The 19603-nt window shown below is 56.1% G+C and carries 19 protein-coding genes; 6 read left to right on the forward strand and 13 right to left on the reverse strand.

All coding sequences use genetic code 11. The annotated features are described in order from the left end of the window. Positions 1 to 23 precede the first annotated feature (23 nt). Positions 24 to 1829 carry an ABC-F family ATP-binding cassette domain-containing protein gene (locus HZ995_RS13850; RefSeq protein WP_209356251.1) on the forward strand — a complete coding sequence of 602 codons (1806 nt, stop codon included), beginning with the start codon at positions 24 to 26 and terminating at the stop codon, positions 1827 to 1829. A 51-nt stretch (positions 1830 to 1880) separates the two neighbouring features. Here the strand turns inward: HZ995_RS13850 and HZ995_RS13855 are convergent, their stop codons facing one another. Both HZ995_RS13855 and tyrS read right to left on the reverse strand, forming a co-directional pair. Continuing rightward, a complete protein-coding gene (locus tag HZ995_RS13855; RefSeq protein ID WP_209356252.1) occupies positions 1881 to 2636 on the reverse strand; it encodes an SDR family NAD(P)-dependent oxidoreductase in 756 nt (251 codons plus the stop codon). A gap of 131 nt (positions 2637 to 2767) precedes the next feature. Further along, positions 2768 to 4018: a tyrosine--tRNA ligase gene (tyrS, locus tag HZ995_RS13860; RefSeq protein ID WP_209356253.1), complete on the reverse strand. Its 1251-nt coding sequence runs from the start codon at positions 4016 to 4018 to the stop codon at positions 2768 to 2770. A gap of 61 nt (positions 4019 to 4079) precedes the next feature. Here tyrS and HZ995_RS13865 point away from each other — a divergent pair, with 61 nt between their 5' ends. Then, on the forward strand, positions 4080 to 5186 hold the full coding sequence (locus tag HZ995_RS13865) for an anhydro-N-acetylmuramic acid kinase (protein WP_209356254.1): 1107 nt from the start codon (positions 4080 to 4082) through the stop codon (positions 5184 to 5186). Between the two features lie 76 nt (positions 5187 to 5262). On the opposite strand, the gene HZ995_RS13870 is transcribed toward HZ995_RS13865, so the two are convergent. The 3 genes from HZ995_RS13870 to eno form a co-directional block, all read right to left on the reverse strand. Next, on the reverse strand, positions 5263 to 5685 hold the full coding sequence (locus HZ995_RS13870; protein WP_209356255.1) for a cupin domain-containing protein: 423 nt from the start codon (positions 5683 to 5685) through the stop codon (positions 5263 to 5265). Continuing rightward, entirely contained in the window at positions 5682 to 6272 is a 591-nt protein-coding gene (locus HZ995_RS13875) for a GNAT family N-acetyltransferase (RefSeq protein ID WP_209356256.1), read from the reverse strand. Before HZ995_RS13875 ends, HZ995_RS13870 begins: the two co-directional genes overlap by 4 nt. Before the next feature lie 112 nt (positions 6273 to 6384). Further along, on the reverse strand, positions 6385 to 7662 hold the full coding sequence (gene eno, locus HZ995_RS13880) for a phosphopyruvate hydratase (protein WP_209356257.1): 1278 nt from the start codon (positions 7660 to 7662) through the stop codon (positions 6385 to 6387). 331 nt (positions 7663 to 7993) lie between these two features. Here eno and HZ995_RS13885 point away from each other — a divergent pair, with 331 nt between their 5' ends. Beyond that, entirely contained in the window at positions 7994 to 9061 is a 1068-nt protein-coding gene (locus HZ995_RS13885) for a PAS domain-containing sensor histidine kinase (RefSeq protein WP_209356258.1), read from the forward strand. A 15-nt stretch (positions 9062 to 9076) separates the two neighbouring features. On the opposite strand, the gene HZ995_RS13890 is transcribed toward HZ995_RS13885, so the two are convergent. Further along, positions 9077 to 9943: a DMT family transporter gene (locus HZ995_RS13890; RefSeq protein ID WP_209356259.1), complete on the reverse strand. Its 867-nt coding sequence runs from the start codon at positions 9941 to 9943 to the stop codon at positions 9077 to 9079. A gap of 3 nt (positions 9944 to 9946) precedes the next feature. Next, on the reverse strand, positions 9947 to 10366 hold the full coding sequence (locus HZ995_RS13895; protein ID WP_209356260.1) for a Fur family transcriptional regulator: 420 nt from the start codon (positions 10364 to 10366) through the stop codon (positions 9947 to 9949). A gap of 289 nt (positions 10367 to 10655) precedes the next feature. On the opposite strand from HZ995_RS13895, the gene HZ995_RS13900 reads away from it, so the two are divergent. Then, a complete protein-coding gene (locus tag HZ995_RS13900; RefSeq protein ID WP_209356261.1) occupies positions 10656 to 12239 on the forward strand; it encodes a DEAD/DEAH box helicase in 1584 nt (527 codons plus the stop codon). On the opposite strand, the gene HZ995_RS13905 is transcribed toward HZ995_RS13900, so the two are convergent. The 5 genes from HZ995_RS13905 to mazG form a co-directional block, all read right to left on the reverse strand. After that, entirely contained in the window at positions 12236 to 13078 is an 843-nt protein-coding gene (locus tag HZ995_RS13905) for a PhzF family phenazine biosynthesis protein (RefSeq protein WP_209356262.1), read from the reverse strand. The genes HZ995_RS13900 and HZ995_RS13905 overlap by 4 nt on opposite strands. Before the next feature lie 74 nt (positions 13079 to 13152). Beyond that, positions 13153 to 14559 (reverse strand): protein adenylyltransferase SelO, encoded by a 1407-nt coding sequence (locus HZ995_RS13910; RefSeq protein ID WP_209356263.1) that lies wholly within the window; start codon positions 14557 to 14559, stop codon positions 13153 to 13155. A gap of 37 nt (positions 14560 to 14596) precedes the next feature. Continuing rightward, a complete protein-coding gene (locus tag HZ995_RS13915; RefSeq protein ID WP_209356264.1) occupies positions 14597 to 15541 on the reverse strand; it encodes a nucleoside hydrolase in 945 nt (314 codons plus the stop codon). Between the two features lie 139 nt (positions 15542 to 15680). Then, positions 15681 to 16691: a Fe(3+) ABC transporter substrate-binding protein gene (locus HZ995_RS13920; protein ID WP_209356265.1), complete on the reverse strand. Its 1011-nt coding sequence runs from the start codon at positions 16689 to 16691 to the stop codon at positions 15681 to 15683. An 85-nt stretch (positions 16692 to 16776) separates the two neighbouring features. Continuing rightward, positions 16777 to 17598 carry a nucleoside triphosphate pyrophosphohydrolase gene (mazG, locus tag HZ995_RS13925; RefSeq protein WP_209356266.1) on the reverse strand — a complete coding sequence of 274 codons (822 nt, stop codon included), beginning with the start codon at positions 17596 to 17598 and terminating at the stop codon, positions 16777 to 16779. A gap of 62 nt (positions 17599 to 17660) precedes the next feature. Here mazG and HZ995_RS13930 point away from each other — a divergent pair, with 62 nt between their 5' ends. Beyond that, positions 17661 to 18824: a M20 aminoacylase family protein gene (locus HZ995_RS13930; protein ID WP_209356267.1), complete on the forward strand. Its 1164-nt coding sequence runs from the start codon at positions 17661 to 17663 to the stop codon at positions 18822 to 18824. 76 nt (positions 18825 to 18900) lie between these two features. Then, entirely contained in the window at positions 18901 to 19305 is a 405-nt protein-coding gene (locus tag HZ995_RS13935; RefSeq protein ID WP_209356268.1) for a DUF1499 domain-containing protein, read from the forward strand. Here the strand turns inward: HZ995_RS13935 and HZ995_RS13940 are convergent. Next, positions 19243 to 19557 carry a hypothetical protein gene (locus HZ995_RS13940; protein WP_209356269.1) on the reverse strand — a complete coding sequence of 105 codons (315 nt, stop codon included), beginning with the start codon at positions 19555 to 19557 and terminating at the stop codon, positions 19243 to 19245. The genes HZ995_RS13935 and HZ995_RS13940 overlap by 63 nt on opposite strands. Between the last annotated feature and the right edge of the window lie 46 nt (positions 19558 to 19603).

The raw sequence follows: 19603 nt of genomic DNA on the forward strand, positions 1-19603 counted from the left end.
AAGGGCGGCTTTAGCTGGTCGCCATGGCTCGTATACCTCTTTTGCAACTGAGTGAGATCACGCTGACTTTCGGCGGGGATCCGGTGTTTGATAACCTTGATCTGGTGGTGCAACCGGGCGACCGCGTGGCTTTGGTTGGGCGCAATGGCTCGGGCAAGTCGACCTTGATGAAAGTCATGGCCGGATTGGTTGAGGCCGACAAAGGGGCGATCACTGTGCCACCGGGCGTGTCGGTCGGCTATATGGAGCAAGACCCCACGATGGAGGGCTTTGCCACGCTCGGTGATTTCGCCGCCTCTGGGTTGGATGCCGGTGAACTCTATAAGGTTGAACGGGCAGGTGAGGGGCTGAAATTTGACCCAGCGCGCTCTGTCGGGACCGCCTCAGGTGGCGAGAGACGGCGTGCTGCTTTGGCCAAACTCATGGCCGAGGCGCCAGAATTGATGCTATTGGACGAGCCGACAAACCACCTCGATATCGAAGCGATTGCCTGGCTTGAAGGCGAACTCAAAGCCACCCGCGCGGGCTTTGTTTTGATCAGCCACGACCGCGCATTCCTACGTGAGCTCACCCGCGCAACCCTCTGGATTGACAGGGGAATGGTGCGTCGCCAAGACAAGGGTTTTGCCGATTTCGAAGCCTGGCGCGACAAGACCTGGGAAGACGAAGACATGCAGCGCCACAAGCTCGATCGAAAGATCAAAGCCGAAGCGCGTTGGGCGGTCGAAGGCATTAGCGCGCGGCGCAAGCGCAACCAGGGGCGCGTGCGGGCTTTGCAAGGTTTGCGTGCAGAACGGGCGGCACAAATCAAACGCCAGGGCTCTGCCGCGATGGAGTTTCAGGCGGGGCCAAAGTCCGGTCGTAAGGTCATCGAGGTCAAAGAGCTGGCGAAGGCCTTTGACGACAAACCCATCGTGCGAAAGTTGGATCTTTTGGTGCAACGCGGCGACCGGATCGCCTTTGTCGGCCCCAATGGCGTGGGCAAAACGACATTGATCAAAATGCTCATGGGCCAAGAGTCGCCTGATAGCGGCACCGTCACCCTCGGCACAAATCTGATCCCCGCGGTCTTTGACCAAACACGGTCCCAGCTTGACCCAGACATGACCCTCTGGGACAGCCTGACCGGAGACCCTGAGATGCGTGTCTCGGGCAAAGCCGACCAAGTCATGGTGCGCGGCAACCCGAAACACGTCGTGGGCTATCTCAAGGAATTCCTCTTTGACGAACGCCAGGCCCGCGCACCGGTGCGGTCTCTGTCTGGCGGCGAGAAAGCGCGGCTCTTGCTGGCAAAACTCATGGCCAGGGAAAGCAACCTTTTGGTTCTCGACGAACCCACCAACGATCTGGATGTTGAAACGCTCGACCTCTTGCAAGAGCTGCTGGATGACTACGACGGCACCGTGCTTCTCGTCAGCCACGACCGTGACTTTCTTGACCGCGTGGCGACCACGACCATCGCGATGGAGGGCAATGGTGAGGCGATTGTCTACGCCGGTGGCTGGTCGGACTACCGCGCGCAGCGCAAAGCAGATGCGCCTGAAAAGGCAGAAAAATCAAAGCCCAAAAAGGAAAAGGTAAAGCAAGATAAAGCCCCACAAGAGGGCCTTACCTTCGCCGAACAAAAACGCCTCGATGCTTTGCCTGCTGAAATCGACCGCCTTATGGCCGAGATCGCCAAGCTCGAAGAATTCATGTCAGACCCCGAACTATTCACCAAAGAACCCGTGAAGTTCCAGAAAGCCACAGAGGCTCTGGTCGAACGCCAAGAGGCCGTCGCTAAAGCCGAAGAAGAATGGATGGAGCTCGAAGAGAAAGCCGAAGGCTAGGCTTTCTCTTGCAATAAGTATCCCGGGGTGCTCGAGGGGCGGGCCCCTCGACTATTTCATCCGCAAAGCCCCATCGATGCGGATCACTTCACCGTTCAGATAGCCACATTCCACGATAAAGCCCGCCAAACGCGCGTACTCAGACGGATCACCAAGACGCGGAGGGCATGTGACATCCGCTGCCAATCCATCCATGATCTCTTGCCCCAACCCGATCAGCATAGGCGTCTTAAAGATCCCCGGCGCAATGGCCATCACGCGGATGCCCTGTTTCGCCAGATCCCGCGCCATCGGCAGAGACAGGCCCACAATGCCACCCTTGGAGGCTGCATAGGCCGCCTGACCCTTTTGACCCTCCATCGCAGCGACCGAGGCCGTGTTGATAATTACACCGCGCGCACCGTCAGGTTCTGGCGCGTTCTCTGCCATGACCGCGCTCGCCAAGCGCGCCACGTTAAAACTCCCGACCAGATTGATGTCGATGACTTTCTGAAACATTGCCAGATCGTGCGGGCCATCGCGCCCCAGTGTCTTCGCCGCTGGCGCAATTCCCGCGCAATTCACCGCGGCCGTGATTTTCCCCATGTTTTCAACGGCAAACTCCATGGCCGCCTGAACTGAGGCCTCATCTGTCACATCGGTTTCAACAAAATACCCGCCGATCTCTTTTGCTACCGCCTGACCGCGCTCGACGTCCCTGTCCAGTATCGTAACCTGCCCACCTTGCTCGGCAAAATGCCGTGCAGTGGCCTCACCCAGACCAGAAGCGGCCCCAGAAATGACAGCGGCTGTTGTGGCGAGTTTCATGAGGATCTCCGATTTTAATTGAACGTGCGTTCACTTACCCTCGGGCCGCGCGCTGAGTCCAATGTGACCGAACGTCGAAACAAAAAGAGCGCCGCTAAGGGCGCTCTCTGTTCTCTTTTGGTCGTCAAACCCTATGCCAATTGAACCAAAGCATGGCGCTTTTTGCCAGCGCTCAGTTTGATCGGAGAGGCCAGATCAGCCGCAGTAAACACCCGCCCAGCTTCTGTAAGAGGCTGGTCATCCAGTTTCGCGCCGTTTTCTGCAATCAGACGCTTGGCCTCTTTGCCAGATTTCGCGAGGCCGGATTTCACGATCAATTGCACCACAGAAATGCCATCGCCAATATCATCAGCACTCAACGAAAGCGTCGGAAGATCCGCACCAACACCGCCTTTTTCAAAGACCTCACGCGCCGTTGCCTCTGCAGCCTCAGCTGCATCCGCGCCGTGACAAAGCGTCGTGACCTCATTGGCCAAAATCACCTTGGCTTCATTGATCTCAGATCCCGCCAAAGCGCCCAGACGATCACATTCCTCCACCGGCAGCTCTGTATAGAGCTTTAGGAAGCGGCCCACATCTGCATCCGTTGTATTGCGCCAGAACTGCCAGAATTCATAAGGGCTGCGCATCTCAGCATTGAGCCAGACCGCACCATCCGCCGATTTGCCCATCTTTTTGCCATCAGACGTGGTCAGAAGCGGCGAGGTCAGGCCAAAGATCTGTTGATCGATCACTCGGCGTGTCAGGTCGATCCCGTTGACAATATTGCCCCATTGATCGCTGCCGCCGAACTGCACCAAACAGCCATAACGGCGGTTCAGTTCAAGGAAATCATAGGCCTGCAGGATCATATAGTTGAACTCAAGAAAGCTCAGGCTCTGTTCACGATCCAAGCGAGATTTGACCGATTCAAAGCTCAGCATCCGGTTCACAGAGAAATGCCGCCCGATGTCGCGCAGGAATTCCAGATAGTTCAAACCATCCAGCCATTCCGCATTGTTCAGCATCAAAGCATCGGTCTCGCCGTCACCATAGTCGATATACTTCGCAAAAACCTGCTGAATGCCGCTGATATTGTCATTGATCTGATCTTCGGTCAGCAAAGGCCGCTCATCCGCGCGGAACGAAGGATCACCGACCTTCGTCGTGCCTCCGCCCATCAGGGTGATCGGCTTGTGCCCGGTCTTCTGCAACCAACGCAGCATCATGATTTGGATCAAGGATCCCACATGCAACGACTTCGCCGTCGCATCAAAGCCGATATAGCCTGGCACCACGCCTTTGATCAGAGCTTCGTCGAGGCCTTGATAATCGGTGCAATCAGCCAGAAAGCCGCGCTCCATCATCACTGCAATGAAATCCGATTTGGGGTGGTAGGTCATGGTATCCGTCTCATATGATATGAGCGCATCTATAAGCAGGCGGGCCGCAAAGGAAAAGACCATGTTGAAGGCCAAATTGAGCAAGGGGCCAATTCGTGTCGCAGGTGCCATGTCGGGCACGTCTCTGGACGGCGTGGATGTGGCGGTGATCGAGACAGATGGTGTGACGTTTGAAGCCACAGATCGCCACGCATTTCGGCCGTATTCATCACGCGAACAGGATGTCCTGCGCGCAGCTCTAGGCAAATGGACCGGAGACGGGGTCGATGCAGCGACAAACGTCGTTCAAGAGGCGCATCTTGAGGCCTTTGGCGATTTCACAGATTGCGATCTCTTTGGCTTTCACGGTCAAACACTGGCGCATGAACCTCGTGGTCGCGGAACCTTGCAAGTAGGAGATGGCCTCGCGCTTGCCGAAGCGCTGTCCGTGCCAACCGTGTGGGATTTTCGCTCCGCAGACATCAAACTTGGCGGAGAAGGCGCGCCGCTGGCACCGTTTTTCCATTTTGCTTGCGCCAGGAAAATCGAATGCGACCACCCCGTGGTGTTCCTGAACCTTGGCGGCGTGGGCAATATCACTTGGGTCAATCCGCAATGCGAGTCCGCGGAAGAAGAGGGCGCTTTGCTGGCGTTCGACACAGGCCCCGCGAACGCGCCGATCAATGACTTCATGCTGGCCCAGACCGGACAGCCCTTTGACAAAGACGGAGCCATAGCGCGCAAAGGCACGGTAGAAACCGGAGCTCTGGAACTCTTTTTGCAAGAGGCCTATTTCACAAGAGTTCCGCCAAAGTCACTGGATCGAAACGATTTTTCGGAAATGATCGGGTTGGTCTCTGAACTCTCTACCTCTGACGCGGTTGCGACCCTAACGGCCATGAGCGCCGCTGCCGTGGTGCAAGGTATGGATCACTGTCCAGAGCCACCGTCACAGGTCTTTGTCACAGGCGGCGGGCGTCACAATCCCGTTTTGATGGAAATGCTGACGGTCTCACTGGATTGTCCCGTCGCGCCAATAGAATCCTGTGGCCTCAACGGCGACATGCTCGAAGCGCAAGCCTTTGCCTATCTCGCAGCGAGGGTGGCGCGGGGCCTGCCGACCTCTAGTCCTGCGACCACCGGTGTTATGGCCCTCGTAGGTGGAGGCACCCTTAGTGAGCCAACTTAAAGCTTGGAATTGAGTATTTTAGCAAGATGAAACCGGGTTTTCGCTTGCCAGAAATATCCCCGCCGGAGGCATAAAGTCAGCCGCGCGGGATATCAAAATCCGGAGCGGCGAGGGTGAAGCCCTCAAACTGAAATGCAGGGGATACCGTGCATCCTACCAAAGTATACTCCCCAGTGGTCTCCGCCGCCTGCCAGTGATCCTTTGGGACGATCAGTTGAGGCGCGTGACCTTTGGCAAAGTCCGGGCTAAGAGTATGCGTTGTCGCCGGGCCCTCATCTGTTGCCGAGAGATGTAATAACAGGGGCGCGCCGGCGTAATAGTGCCAGATCTCTGTCGCATCCACGGCGTGCCAGTGTGATCTTTCACCTGCTTGCAGCAAAAAATAAATTGACGTGCCAGAGGGCCGACCGTCCTCCTCCGCGATCCAGGTTTGACGGTAGTGCCCACCTTCTGGGTGCGGTGTGAGGTCGAGGTGTTTGATGATCTCTGCTGGGGTCATGGGAATACCGGTATCTGCGGGGCTGCGGTCATGGGGAGGTCTCCGGACAAGCGGGGATCTTCTGCGATTTCAATCTCTTGCTTGTAGGGCTTAAAGCCACTGCGAATATAGAAAGCCAAGGCCTGAGGGCTATCTAACGTGCATGTGTGAACGTGAAATCGCGTGATATCGCGTTGAAAGGCCAGGGTGATCGCTTGGGTCATAAGATATCGTCCGGCTCCGGTTCCGATCAGGGCATCGTCCAATCCAAAGAACGCAAGCTCGCACGCCCCAGACACGCGAAAATCCAACTCTAATAGGCCAAGGTCCTCACCATCGCGTTGCAATGTGTAGAGGTCGTAATCCGGGTTTCCAAAGATCTCGAGCAGCTCTTCATCGCTCAGATGAAGGCGCGAGAACCAGAGGTAGTTTTCACCAATCCGACGAAAGAGTTTCCGATAGTCCGATGGTGCAACAGCGTCGTGCTTTTTGAAACTCACACCTTCGATTTCAGGCGTAGGGCGCGCTTGAGGCGCATGCATCTCCAGATGTGTCACAACAGTGGTAACATGGCCCTTTGGAACTTGATGGAAACCGGCACTCAGCATTCAATACCTCTTTTTCTTGGACAGAGATCATGGTGGGCGATCAAAGGCAATCACTCGAACGAAAAAAGCCCCACCGAAAGGGCGGGGCTTTTGAAACTGTTGCTAAGGTCGCTTAGCTTTTAAGAATGCTCGCGCCCGCATATTCCGCAGTTTCGCCCAGCATTTCTTCGATGCGGATCAACTGGTTGTATTTCGCCAGACGGTCAGAGCGGCTGAGAGAGCCGGTTTTGATCTGACCACAGTTGGTGGCGACCGCGAGATCCGCGATGGTGGCGTCTTCAGTCTCGCCGGAACGGTGAGACATAACGTTGGTGTAGCGCGCGCGGTGCGCCATATCGACGGCCTTCAATGTTTCGGTCAGAGAGCCGATCTGGTTCACTTTAACCAGCATGGAATTCGCGACACCTTGCTTGATGCCATCCGCCAGACGGGCAGGGTTGGTCACAAAAAGGTCATCGCCCACAAGCTGCACTTTGTCTCCGATGAGGTCTGTCAGCATTTTCCAGCCGGCCCAGTCGTCCTCGTCCATACCGTCTTCAATCGAGATGATCGGGTAGTCGGCACAAAGATCCGCCAGATACTGCGCATTTTCCTCGGATGTCAGGGATTTACCTTCGCCCTTCAGCTCGTATTTGCCGTCCTTGAAGTATTCAGAGGACGCACAATCCAGCGCCAGATAGATGTCTTTGCCCAGCTCATAGCCGGCTTTTTCAACCGCAACTTTGATGAAGTCCAAAGCAGCGCGGGTGCTTTCGATGTTTGGCGCGAAACCGCCTTCATCACCGATACCTGTGTTGTGACCAGCCGCCGTCAGCTCTTTTTTCAGCGCGTGAAAGACTTCGGCGCCCATGCGGATGGCTTCTTTCACGTTGCTGGCGGACACCGGCATGATCATGAATTCTTGAATGTCGATTGGGTTATCTGCGTGCTCGCCGCCATTGATGATGTTCATCATTGGCACAGGCAGGACACGGGCCGAGGTGCCACCAACGTAGCGGAACAGAGGCTGCGCGGTGAAATCAGCAGCTGCCTTTGCGCAGGCCAGAGACACACCAAGAATAGCGTTCGCGCCCAGACGTGCTTTGTTTGGGGTGCCGTCCAGCTCGATCATCGCGGAATCGATGGCCACCTGTTCGGTGACATCCATGCCCACTAGGTTTTCCGCGATCTCGCCATTTACAGCCGCGCAGGCTTCGAGAACACCTTTGCCAAGATAACGCGCTTTATCGCCGTCACGCTTTTCCACCGCTTCGTAGGCGCCAGTTGATGCGCCAGAAGGCACAGCTGCGCGGCCCACCGTGCCGTCTTCGAGGGTGACGTCAACCTCGACGGTCGGGTTGCCCCGGCTGTCCAGAATTTCGCGTGCGTGGATGTCAATGATGGTGCTCATGATAGGATGTCCCGGCAGTAAATTCAGTTGGCGCTGTAATAGCAGGCTATTTTGAAATGTAAACGATGGCCGATAGCGCTAACAAAATACTACTTAAGATTGTTACAATTTCTAGATAGTACCTTCATAAGGGAGAGTCGCCTCTAGCTCACCTGTTTATAATCGTAAAAAGTGCAAGTTTGGGTCAAATTCTGGGCTAATTTGCTCGTTATTGACGCTTTCGCTGGTATTCGAAGAGGTTTTTGAATAACCACAAGAGCAGGGTAGCGTTGTGTTAAAAGCAGTTGTAAGCAATCTCATGGTCGAAGCGAAAAGCGCGACTGGGACAGGTATGGAAAAGCTAAATACGTTCGACATACTTGAAGATGCCGGCATTGGTGTATTCGAGTTAGATCTTGTGACCGGTATTTCGGTTGCCTCTCCGGCGTGGAAACGGATGATCGGCCTGGATGTCGACGAAGAAATCCTTGCTCAGGAAGAATGGCTGTCCCGCGTACACCCTGACGATCTGGAAACTGTTCAAGCAGAAGACGCAAAAATGTTCGCGCGCGAAATCAAGCGCAGCAAAGTGACATTTCGGTTCCGTCACGAAGATGGTGAATGGATTTGGATTCAGTCCGACGTCGGCATCACCGAATGGGGCGAGAACAATAAACCTCTGAAAATGGTTGGCTTGCACACGGATGTAACCGACTTCGTCATGCGCGAGAAGTCCAAGGATGACTATCTGGCGATGATCAGCCATGAATTGCGTACGCCTTTGACGTCTATTCTGGGTGCTCTGAAAATGGCCAACAGCGGTCAACTCGGTGAATTGCCCGGACCAATTGGAAACCTCATGCAACTGGCACAGCGCAACAGCAACCGCTTGCTGCACATGGTTAATGAGATCCTGGACTTTAAGTCCATTGAATCCGGCGAAATGCATTACGACCTGGAAAAGGTGAATGTACGCGATGCAGCCGCAGATGCAGTTCTGTCTATGCAGGGCTATATCCAAGACGGTCAGAAGATTTCTGTCGCCGGCGAGCCTGGCGATGATCCGATTTACATCAATGCAGACGTAAACCGCCTGCAACAGATCCTTGCGAACTTAATGTCCAATGCGATTAAATTTTCGCCCGCTGAGTCTGAAATTGAGTTGGGTCTGAATATCAAAGAAGGACAGGTGGAATTTGCCGTGCGCGACCACGGTCCTGGCGTGCCAGATGAGCTCGAAGGTAAGATGTTCCAACGCTTTACCCAAGCGCATACGACCGGCAAGAAAAAGTTCAAAAGCACCGGTCTTGGTCTGTCGATCTGTAAACAGATGACCGAAGGCATGGACGGTGAAATTGGCTATTTCAACAATGAAGACGGTGGCGCGACCTTCTGGGCGCGTTTTCCTCTAGTAAGCTAAGGCTTTTGCGGTCTCTCATTTTGGACTTGAAAGCTGTGCCTCTCGCAACATGACGAAGAGGCCGGATCCAACGACGAGTGTTGCTCCGAGGATCGTTTGCCAATCAGGCACTTCTGAAAATAGGAAATACGCCAGAATGGCCGCGCAGGGCAGGCGGAAATACCTCAGGGGCGAAACCGCGGATACATCTCCGATCCGCATGGCGGTGGTTACACAATAGTATCCGGTGACGGACAGCACGACCATCAGGCTCAACGGCCCCCAAGACGCAGGCGCAATGTGCCACGCGCCACCTTGGGTAAAATTCAGCACCGCCCCCATGGGGACAAGCAACATAAAGGCATAAACCGACAACAAAGGCGTGCTCGCCTCAGGAGGAGCCAGGCGGGATGCCAGGTCACGCAGCGCAAGGAAAAGCGTTCCCAAGACGGCCAAGAGATCCGTCCACCCGATGCCTGCGCCAGTTGGGCGAATGATGATCAAAACCCCGAGCAATCCAATCGCCACGGCGGTCCAGCGGCGCGGCCCGACCTTTTCGTTCAAAAAAGCAGCCGCAAGAATGGTCAGGATAAGCGGGATTGCCTGCAAAATGGCAGCAACCGTCGACAGCTCATTTAGCGCAAATGCTTGGAACAGGAAGAACGCCGCAGCGACCTCAAAGAGATTGCGCAGCAAAATCACGGGATGAAAAAACAACCGTGACAAAACCGCGGTGCCCGAAGCTACACAGACCGCAAGAAAGACTGATCCTCCCGCGAGCCCCATGGTTATCATGATCAACCCGGTCGTGGTGTCGCTGGATGACAGCTTGATCATCGCATCTGCGCCAGCGAAGGTCGCCATACCCATGATCATAAAGACCATAGAGCGCAGATTGCTCATGCCCTAGGCCCCGTGCGACTTGATCGGAACACCGTAAAGCTCCAGCTTATGCCCCTTGAGGCGATAGCCGAGTTTCTCGGCGATCTTTTCCTGAAGCTGCTCGATCTCGGGGTCCATAAACTCGATGACTTCGCCAGAGTTTATGTCGATCAGGTGATCATGGTGGTCGCGTTCCGCATCTTCATAGCGCGCGCGTCCGTCGCCGAATTCCAGCTTGTCAAGAATGCCCGCTTCTTCAAACAGCTTCACTGTCCGGTAAACCGTCGCCAAAGAAATCCCCGCATCGCGCGCAGAGGCACGCGCATAGAGTTCCTCGACATCCGGATGATCCGCGCTTTCTTCTAAGACGCCTGCTATCACACGACGTTGTTCGGTCATACGCAGGCCTTTGGCTTCGCAGCGGGCTAGAATCGTGTCGCTCATGGGGGCTCCGGGGTCTTTCTGATCTTTTCAATACAGGGGCAAAAGGCGGCTGGCTACAGCATTTGCCGAGTTATCCCCGACTAATGAGCCTTGACGCGCGCGCCAAAAAGGCGCAAAGCCGCTTCCTCTGATGTCTGTTGCGTGAGCTAGCAGGGCCTTGTCCCGACATCAGATGTTCTGTTCCCAAGATCACGCGTGGGGCAATCCGGATCAGACAGGCGCGTATACGGCGTGGCTTGTGGCTGGGACGGAGCACTCACATAGGCGTCCCTTGGGGCGAACAAAGACAATGGCACATTTTGATGAGCTTGGCTTGCCCAAGCGCTTGGTCGACCGTTTGGCTGAAAAGGGTCTGACCGAACCAACCCCAATCCAGAACCGCGCAATTCCGCATGCTTTGAACGGGCAGGACGTGATGGGGCTGGCGCAAACCGGCACCGGTAAAACGCTGGCCTTTGGCCTGCCGCTGATTGCGAAATTGTCGGATTATGGCACGAAACCTGCGCCAAAGACCCTGCGAGCTTTGGTTCTCGCGCCAACACGCGAGCTGGCGAACCAGATTGCTGCGTCCTTGAAAGAGATGGTCGAAGGCACGCCGTTTAAAGTGGGTATCGTGGTCGGCGGCGTCGCCATCAACCCTCAGATCAAACGGGTCGAGCGAGGCACTGATGTGATCATCGCCACTCCGGGCCGTCTGATCGACCTGATGGAACGCAACGCGCTGGATTTTGAGGACACCGATTTCCTTGTTTTGGACGAAGCGGATCAGATGCTCGATCTGGGTTTCATCCACGCTTTGCGCCGCATTGCCGACGTGTTGCCGTTCGAACGTCAGACCATGCTGTTCTCGGCCACCATGCCCAAGCAGATGAATGAGATCGCGCAGACCTATCTTAAGAACCCGATCCGCATTCAGGTTTCACCTCCGGGCAAGGCAGCGGACAAGATCGACCAAAGCATTCACTTCATTGCAAAGGCCGAAAAGACCAATCTGCTGAAAGAGCTTTTGGCCGACCACATGGGCGAGGCCTCAATCGTGTTTTCTCGTACGAAACACGGTGCGGAACGTCTGAAGAAGTCCTTGGAAGCCTCTGGTTTCACAGCAACTTCCGTCCATGGCAACAAAAGCCAGGGTCAGCGCGAACGCGCGATTAAAGAGTTCCGTGAAGGTCATGCGATGGTGCTTGTCGCCACCGATGTTGCGGCGCGGGGATTAGACATTCCTCATGTGCGTCACGTCTACAATTACGACCTGCCCAATGTGCCTGACAACTATGTGCACCGCATCGGCCGCACCGCGCGCGCAGGTATGGACGGCAAGGCCGTCGCCTTCTGCGCGCCGGACGAGATCGATCAACTGAAAGACATCCAAAAGACCATGAAGTTCACGATCCCTGTGGCCTCCGGTCGACCGTGGATGGGGCTCGAAGAGCAAGGCGGTAAGGGCAAATCCAAAGGCGGGCCGCGTCGCGGCAAGCCGGGTGGACGTGGCCGCGGCCAAGGTCGGTCTGCGCCTGATAGCGATTTTGGACCTGATCTGGACGTGACGGTGTTTGATAAACCGTCTGGCGGAAAGCCTCGGCGCGGCAAGGGGCAGGGCGGGAAACCGAACCGTTCGGGCGACAGCAAGCCGCAAGGGCGTTTTTCAGACGACGCACGGGTAGAAAGCTCTGACAAGCCCAAAAGCAAGCGGGTTTGGAAAAGTGACGGGAAACCTTCGGGCAAACCAAAAGGGCATTCTGGGGGCGGACGCGATGACAAGCCGCGCGGCGGCAAACCTCAGGGTAAACCCGGTGGCAAGTTCCGAGGCAAGCCGTCAGGCAAACGCAGCGGGCAAGGCGGGTCCGAGCCGCCGCGTCGTCGCTCGCGTTAATAGACCAAACGCCCCTGCATCACGCGTTTTGCGGCACCGGAAATGGTGACCGCGCCGCCCGTGGTGCTCAGTTGGATCACGCTAAGGCGCCCCATATCCTCGCCCTGACGGATCGTCAGCGCCTGATCCGCGCCGGTGAGATCGGCCAGCAAGGCCCCAAGAGCCGCGCAAGCGGATCCGGTGGCCGGATCTTCTGGGATATTGTCCAGAGGCGCGAACATGCGGGCGTGGATCGTGTCGCCCTCTGTCACATAGGCGAATTGTGCGAAATCCAGTGCGCCGGGATAGGTCTCGGCCCCCTGACGGAAGGCTGCGACATTGGTGACGATATTGGCCAGCGCCTCGCGGGACTTGAGTTCCGTGATCGTGAACGGCAGGCCGACAGAGGCCAAGATCGGCGCATGCGTGGACGTTTCTACGTCGGTCTCTGAAAGGCCCAAAGCGTCAGCAACATGCGCAAGTGACGGCGCTGCGAGTTTCTCCAGAGGCACTTCGGTCGTGAATCGGGCCTGCCCGTTCACTGCGTGACACTTGATCGGCCCAACCCCGAGCTCGAGCACCATGTCTGGCGGAGTGCCTTGATCTGAAAGCGCGACGGCTGTTCCGGTTGTGGGATGGCCCGCGAATGGAATTTCCATGGTGGGCGTGAATATTCTGACACGCGCGGTGTGGGCAGGGTCCTCTGGCGGGAAGACAAAAGTCGATTCTGAGAAGTTAAACTCGCGCGCGATCCGCTGCAGGTCTTCTTCTGGCAGCGCCGTTGCGTCGGGAATAACAGCAAGTTGGTTACCTCCAAAGGCTTCGGAGGAAAAGACATCATAGACGTAAAATTCGGCCATAGCGCTCACATGATAACTGGGTCAAAGCCCAGTCTTTTTGCCAAAGGCGCGGGCGTCAAGGTTTGATCCGCGGGTTACGTCCCGCAGAAGGTTGCCGTCACGCGCTCTTCATCTTTTGGTGGATGGAGAAGGTCAGGAAAAATCTTTGGCGTGTCATAGGGCGACGCGAGCGCGTCTTGCAGAGTGTGAAACAGCCCGTAGTCCCCTTGAACGGCAGAGGTGATCATGGCCTCGATCCGGTGATTGCGCGGAATGACAGCCGGATTAACGGATCGCATGAGGTCAGTCGGGTTGTCCTCTGACTCTAAACGTTTTTCCCATGTTTCTGACCAATCATCAAAAGCCTCGCGATCCACGAATTGATCCCGCGCATTGCCCTCGGAAAGGCCTCGGAAGGTATTGGTGAAGTCGGCCTCTTGCTTGCCCATGAGACCCATGAGGTCCGTGACAAGTTTCTCGTCCTCTGGACGCGGGTTGGCGATCCCGATCTTCTTGGCAAAAGCCTCGCGCCACAGCCGTTGGATCATCGCAGGCATGGCGTGAACGGCGGCGGTGAACTCTGCGACGGCCGCTTCGCGATTCTCAACCAAAGGCACCAAAGCCGTCGCGAGTTGCGCCATGTTCCAGACGATGATGTCAGGCTGGTTGCCATAGGCATAGCGCCCACGTCGGTCGATCGAAGAAAACACCTGCATCGGGTGGAAAGCGTCCATGAAAGCGCAAGGGCCATAGTCGATGGTTTCTCCGGAAATCGCGCAGTTGTCGGTGTTCATGACCCCATGAATGAAGCCGACCGAAAGCCATTTCACCACCAAAGCTGCCTGCGCGGAAATCACAGCATTCAGAAACTCCAGCGGAGACCCCGCGTCCGGGTAGTGGCGGTCCACTGCATGTTCAAACAGCGCCTGCAGGCCTTCTTGGTCGCCGCGCGCTGCCAGCACCTGAAACGTGCCGACTCGAATGTGGCTCGAGGCCACGCGTGTGATAACCGCGCCGGGCAGGGCGGTTTCGCGATAGATGTCCTCTCCGGTTTCCACCGCGGCCAAAGCTCGGGTGGTCGGAATGCCAAGCGCATGCATGGCCTCTGACACGACATATTCCCGCAGGACTGGACCGAGCCAGGCCCGACCGTCTCCGTTTCGAGAATAGGGTGTGGGGCCTGCGCCTTTGAGTTGGATGTCGCACCCTTTGGCCTCGCCGAGCAAGATGGCGCGCCCGTCCCCAAGTTGCGGGTTCCATTGGCCGAATTGATGACCAGCATAGAGCTGGGCGAGGGGTTCAGCGCCCGTTGGCACGTCATTGCCTGCGAAAATACGGGCCAGATCCTCTTCGCTGCCCTCATCGGTGATCCCAAGCTCCGCCGCGAGCGCCGCATTATAGGCGATCAGCTTGGGATCGCTGACCGGCGTTGGATTAAGATGCGTAAACAGTTGCGCAGGCAGGCGCGCATAGCTGTTGTCAAAGGGGATCGAGATGCTCATGCCGTCTATATAGAGGTCCCACCGGTCAGCGACCAGATCAGAGGCGGCCAATCCGCTCAGTCAGCAGGGCAAAAAAGCCATCTGCATCCACATCGCCCATAAACATCGCATTGGGCTTACGATCTGAGACGCCCCACCAATCGGCGACGGTCATGCCGAGGGTCAGGTCTGAGGTGGTTTCGATTTCGACGTTGATGTGGCGGCCTTGGAATAGTTCGGGTTTCAGCAGATAGGCGATCACACAGGGGTCATGCAGCGGAGCCCCCGCAGAGCCGTATTTCTCGACATCGAACCGTTCGAAGAAATCCACCATCTCGGCCATTGCGGTGCCTGCGGTTGTGCCCAGATCGCGTAAAGCCTGAATGCGAGGTGCGGTGGTGAGTACTTTGTGCGTTACATCCAACGGCATGACAGTGATTGGAAGACCTGATGTAAAGACGATCTCGGCGGCCTCTGGATCGACATAGATGTTAAACTCGGCAGCCGGAGTGATGTTGCCGACCTCGAAATACGCCCCACCCATCAGAACGATTTCCTGAACGTGATCAATGATATCCGGTGCGGTCTTAAACGCTTGACCGATGTTCGTGAGCGGACCGAGCGTGCACAGGGTGACCGTTCCGGCTGGTTCTGTCCGCAGGGTTTCGATGATGAAATCCACGCCGTGTTGCTTTTGCAGAGGCATCGTGGGTTCATGCAGGTCCGGCCCATCCAGACCGGTCTTCCCATGCACATGTTCCGCCGTCACCAAAGGACGCGACAAGGGCGCATCACAGCCCGCAAAAACCTTAGTGCCCGGTTTGTCCGCCCATTCACAGACGATCCGCGCGTTCTTAGACGTCAGCGCGAGCGGTACATTGCCAGCGACTGTGGTGATGCCAAGCAGGTCGATCTCTTCTGGGCTGCCGAGTGCCAGGAAAATCGCTGCAGCGTCGTCTTGTCCGGGGTCTGTGTCGATGATGATTTTGCGGGACTGGGTCATGTGCGCGGCTTTTTGCTGGCGGTCTTGAAGTGACCATCATTTGAATTTTGACCGCCAAGTAAAGAAATACTTATGCGGCAGCGATACAAAAACGAAAAAGGGCGCCGAAGCGCCCCTTTGGAACTCTGTGACGATGGCCTTAGCCGTCGAAATCAACGCTTTCGATCAGTTTGATCGCATCGGCACGGTTGCCCGCCAATGTCATCAGGTTCACCGTATCCGCGTCAAAGCTGCCCCAACCCTGGACCAGAGGATCCGCAGATGTACCTGCTGCGATGGGATACTCAAAGTTTGCGGTCGCATAGATTTCCTGCGCCTTCGGAGAGGTCAGGAATTCCATCAGTTTCAGCGCGTTTTCTGGGTTAGGAGAGGCTTTGGTCATCGCAACGCCAGAAATATTCACGTGGGTGCCCGCGTCCTCAAAGGTTGGAAAGACGATATTGACGCTGTCGGCCCATGCTTTTTGCTCGTCATCGCTCAGCATTTTGCCCATGTAGTATGTATTGCCGATGGAAATGTCGCATTCACCGGCCCAGATCGCTTTGACCTGTGCGCGGTCATTGCCCTGAGGCTTGCGCGCGAGGTTGGATTTTACGCCTTCCAGCCAAGTCTTGGTGGCTTCTTCGCCATGGTGATGCAGAACTGCGGAAACCAGCGCGACGTTATAGGCATGTGTGCCGGAACGAGAGCAGATGCGGCCTTCCCATTTCGGGTCCGCGAGGTCTTCGTAGGTGGTGACTTCGCCGTCTGCGACACGGTCTTTAGAGGCATAGACGATCCGTGCGCGGGTGGTCAGGCCGTACCAGTGATCTTCTGGGTCGCGGTAGGAAGCTGGGACGTTTGCATCCAGAACGTCACTTTCAACTGGCTGGGTTAGGCCCGCGTTTACAACGGCGGCCAGGCGGGAAATATCGACGGTCAGGACAACATCTGCAGGAGAGCGATCACCCTCGGCTTGCAGACGCTCCACCATGCCTTTTGCAAGAAATGCAACGTTGACTTTGATGCCAGTTTCTTCGGTGAAGGCATCAGTCAGCGGTTTGATCAGTTCTGGTTGACGGTAAGAGTAAATGTTCACTTCGTCAGCAAGGGCAGGGAGTGCAGTTGCCGCGACTGCTGCAGCAAAAACTGTGGATTTGAAGATCGTCATGGCTGTGCCATCCTTTGTTATCGGTATGGCCGTTATTAATCCTAGTTTTTTAGTAGGGTCAATACCTGAATCTTTTTATCAGACATTATTTCCGATTTTTTTCATCGGTTTTTACATCATCCCACAAAGCGTCCATTTCTTCGAGGGTGGATTGTGATGGCGTTTTGCCGCGCGCCGCCAGTTTTTCTTCGACTTTCTCAAAGCGGCGGGTGAATTTCGCATTGGTCGCCCGCAAGGCGTTTTCCGGGTCCAGACCAAGGTGGCGGCCCAAATTAACCATGACAAACAACAGGTCTCCGAATTCTTCGGCGATTTCCGTTTCCGTCAGCGTATCGCGCGCTTCTTCAAGCTCCTTGGCTTCTTCGACAATCTTGTCGATCACATGAGACGTGTCCGGCCAGTCAAACCCAACCCGCGCCGCGCGTTTCTGCAGTTTCAACGCCCGCAACAAGGCAGGCAGGCCAATCGCCACCCCATCCAATGTGCCTTTTTGCGCCTTTCCAGCGCGCTCAGCGGCTTTGATGGTTTCCCAGTCGCGGGTTTGCTGATCCGCGGATTTGTCGCGGCTTTCGTCTCCAAAGACATGCGGATGGCGCGCGACCATTTTATCCGACATCGTGTCGGCCACATCGTTGAAATCAAACAGACCTTTCTCGGAAGCCATTTGAGCGTGAAACACGGATTGAAACAGCAGGTCGCCCAGTTCTCCCTTAAGCTCATCCCAAGCCTCGCGATCAATCGCATCGGCGACCTCATAGGCCTCTTCGATGGTGTAGGGCGCGATCGTCGCGAAATCCTGCTCGATATCCCAGGGACAGCCGGTGTCCGGATCGCGAAGCCGGCGCATGATCTCAAGCAACCGTGGCATGCCGCCCTTTGGATTATGGATCAGCGCGTCATCAGCCATTGCAGGTTTCTCCGGTTCGGTGTTTGCTACGCGCAAGCTATCCAGCGCGAGGGAGAATAGCCATGCCTGTCGTCAATCGAATTGCAGATTATGCCGAGGATATGAAAACCTGGCGGCGCTATTTGCATCAGCACCCTGAACTGCAGTTTGACTGCCATAAGACGGCCGCTTTTGTGGTCGAGCGGCTGAAAGAATTTGGCGTGGACGAAATCCACGAAGGCATTGCGACGTCGGGTGTTGTTGCGATCATCAATGGGCAGGGAGATGGGCCGACGATAGGTCTGCGCGCGGATATGGATGCCTTGCCGATGGAAGAGACAACGGGGCTCGAGCACGCCTCGACCGTGAAAGGCGCAATGCACGCTTGTGGGCATGATGGCCATACGACCATGCTCTTGGGGGCGGCGCGCTATTTGGCTGAGACACGCAAGTTTAACGGCCGCGTTGCCCTGATCTTTCAGCCTGCCGAGGAAGGCGGCGGCGGGGCTGGCGTCATGGTCGATGAAGGGATCATGGACACCTTTGGTATCGGCGAAGTCTTTGGCATCCACAATGTGCCGGGGCTGGATGTGGGGCACTTCTATTCCAAACCTGGCCCGATCATGGCGGCGGTCGATACGTTCCACATCAATATTCAGGGACGCGGAGGTCATGGGGCCTATCCTCAGGAAACCGCGGATCCGATTGTGGCAGCCGTTAGCATCGTGAATGCGATCCAGACCATTATCAGCCGCAACCATGATACGCGCGACGAGGCGGTATGTTCGGTGACTATGATCAACTCTGGCTCTGCGGACAATGTGATCCCCGATACCGCCTATGTCGGTGGCACGATCCGGACCTTTGTTCCCGAGGTCCAAGACCTTATCCACAGCCGCATCCGCGAGATCGCGGCGGGGCAGGCGGCGTCCTATAATGTCGACGCCAAAGTCGAAATCGAAGTTGGCTATCCCGCAACTGTCAACAATGCCGAGAAAGTGGATTTCGCCGCCGAAGTGGCCCGCGAAGTTTCTGGCGAGGCCGCCGTCGATCCAAACACCGGCATGGAAATGGGCGCGGAGGATTTTTCCTACATGCTGAATACCCGCCCCGGCGCCTATTTCTTCCTTGGCCAAGGAGAAGGCGCGGGCTTGCACAACCCGAACTATGACTTCAACGACGAGGTTTCTCCGGTCGGGGCGTCCTTCTTTGCGCGTTTGGTCGAAAAATCGCAGCCGTTGACGTAAGGGGCACCTCATTTGCTCTTTAAATGGTCCTTCACGGGCCTATCTGGATCAAATGAATGCGAAAAGGAAAAAGACGATGACCTTCGTGTATCTTATTCTGGCGATTGTTGTCGTTTTTGCGGGTTATGTTCGGGTCGCGCCGACGAATGTCGAGAAATTCCACAGGCTGACCGATTTCACCGCAGATGCAGACGAGGAAAGCGGCGTGAAACGCGTGATTTCGGGCGACGCATCGACAATGGCAAAGCTGGATGAGATCGCACAGGCCACTCCGCGCACGAAGGTGCTCGCTGGCTCGGTATCAGAGGGGTTCGTAACCTATGTCACGCGGTCGGCAGGGTTTGGTTTTCCTGACTACGCGACGGTGAAGCTCGATGGCGACACCATCAAGATTCATAGTCGTTTGCGGTTCGGTCGCTCAGACCTCGGGGTAAACGGCAAGAGGGTCAAAGCCTGGATTGACGCTTTGCGGGCCATGTAGCCCCTCACGCACAGAAGAACTTAAACAGCCCGGCGCTATTTCGCGCCACATCGGGTTGTTCAGAGACATCTGACATTGCGCCATGAACATGCGCCCATCGACCTGCATGCAGATAAACTCGCCCAGTTCCACACGGCTGCCGGTGCGATCTGTGCAATAACACTCCACCGTACGTCCGCTGGGGCTTGTGACATCCGCAACGGCGGGCAGGGCGCTTGTGACCAAAAGACTGATAACAAAAGAACGTAGCATAAGCCCAATCTAGCATAGTTTCGCCTCTTGACCAAACCCGCGCGAT

It is taken from the genome of Cognatishimia activa (assembly GCF_017798205.1).
In the GTDB taxonomy this organism is placed as follows: Bacteria; Pseudomonadota; Alphaproteobacteria; order Rhodobacterales; family Rhodobacteraceae; genus Cognatishimia; species Cognatishimia activa_A.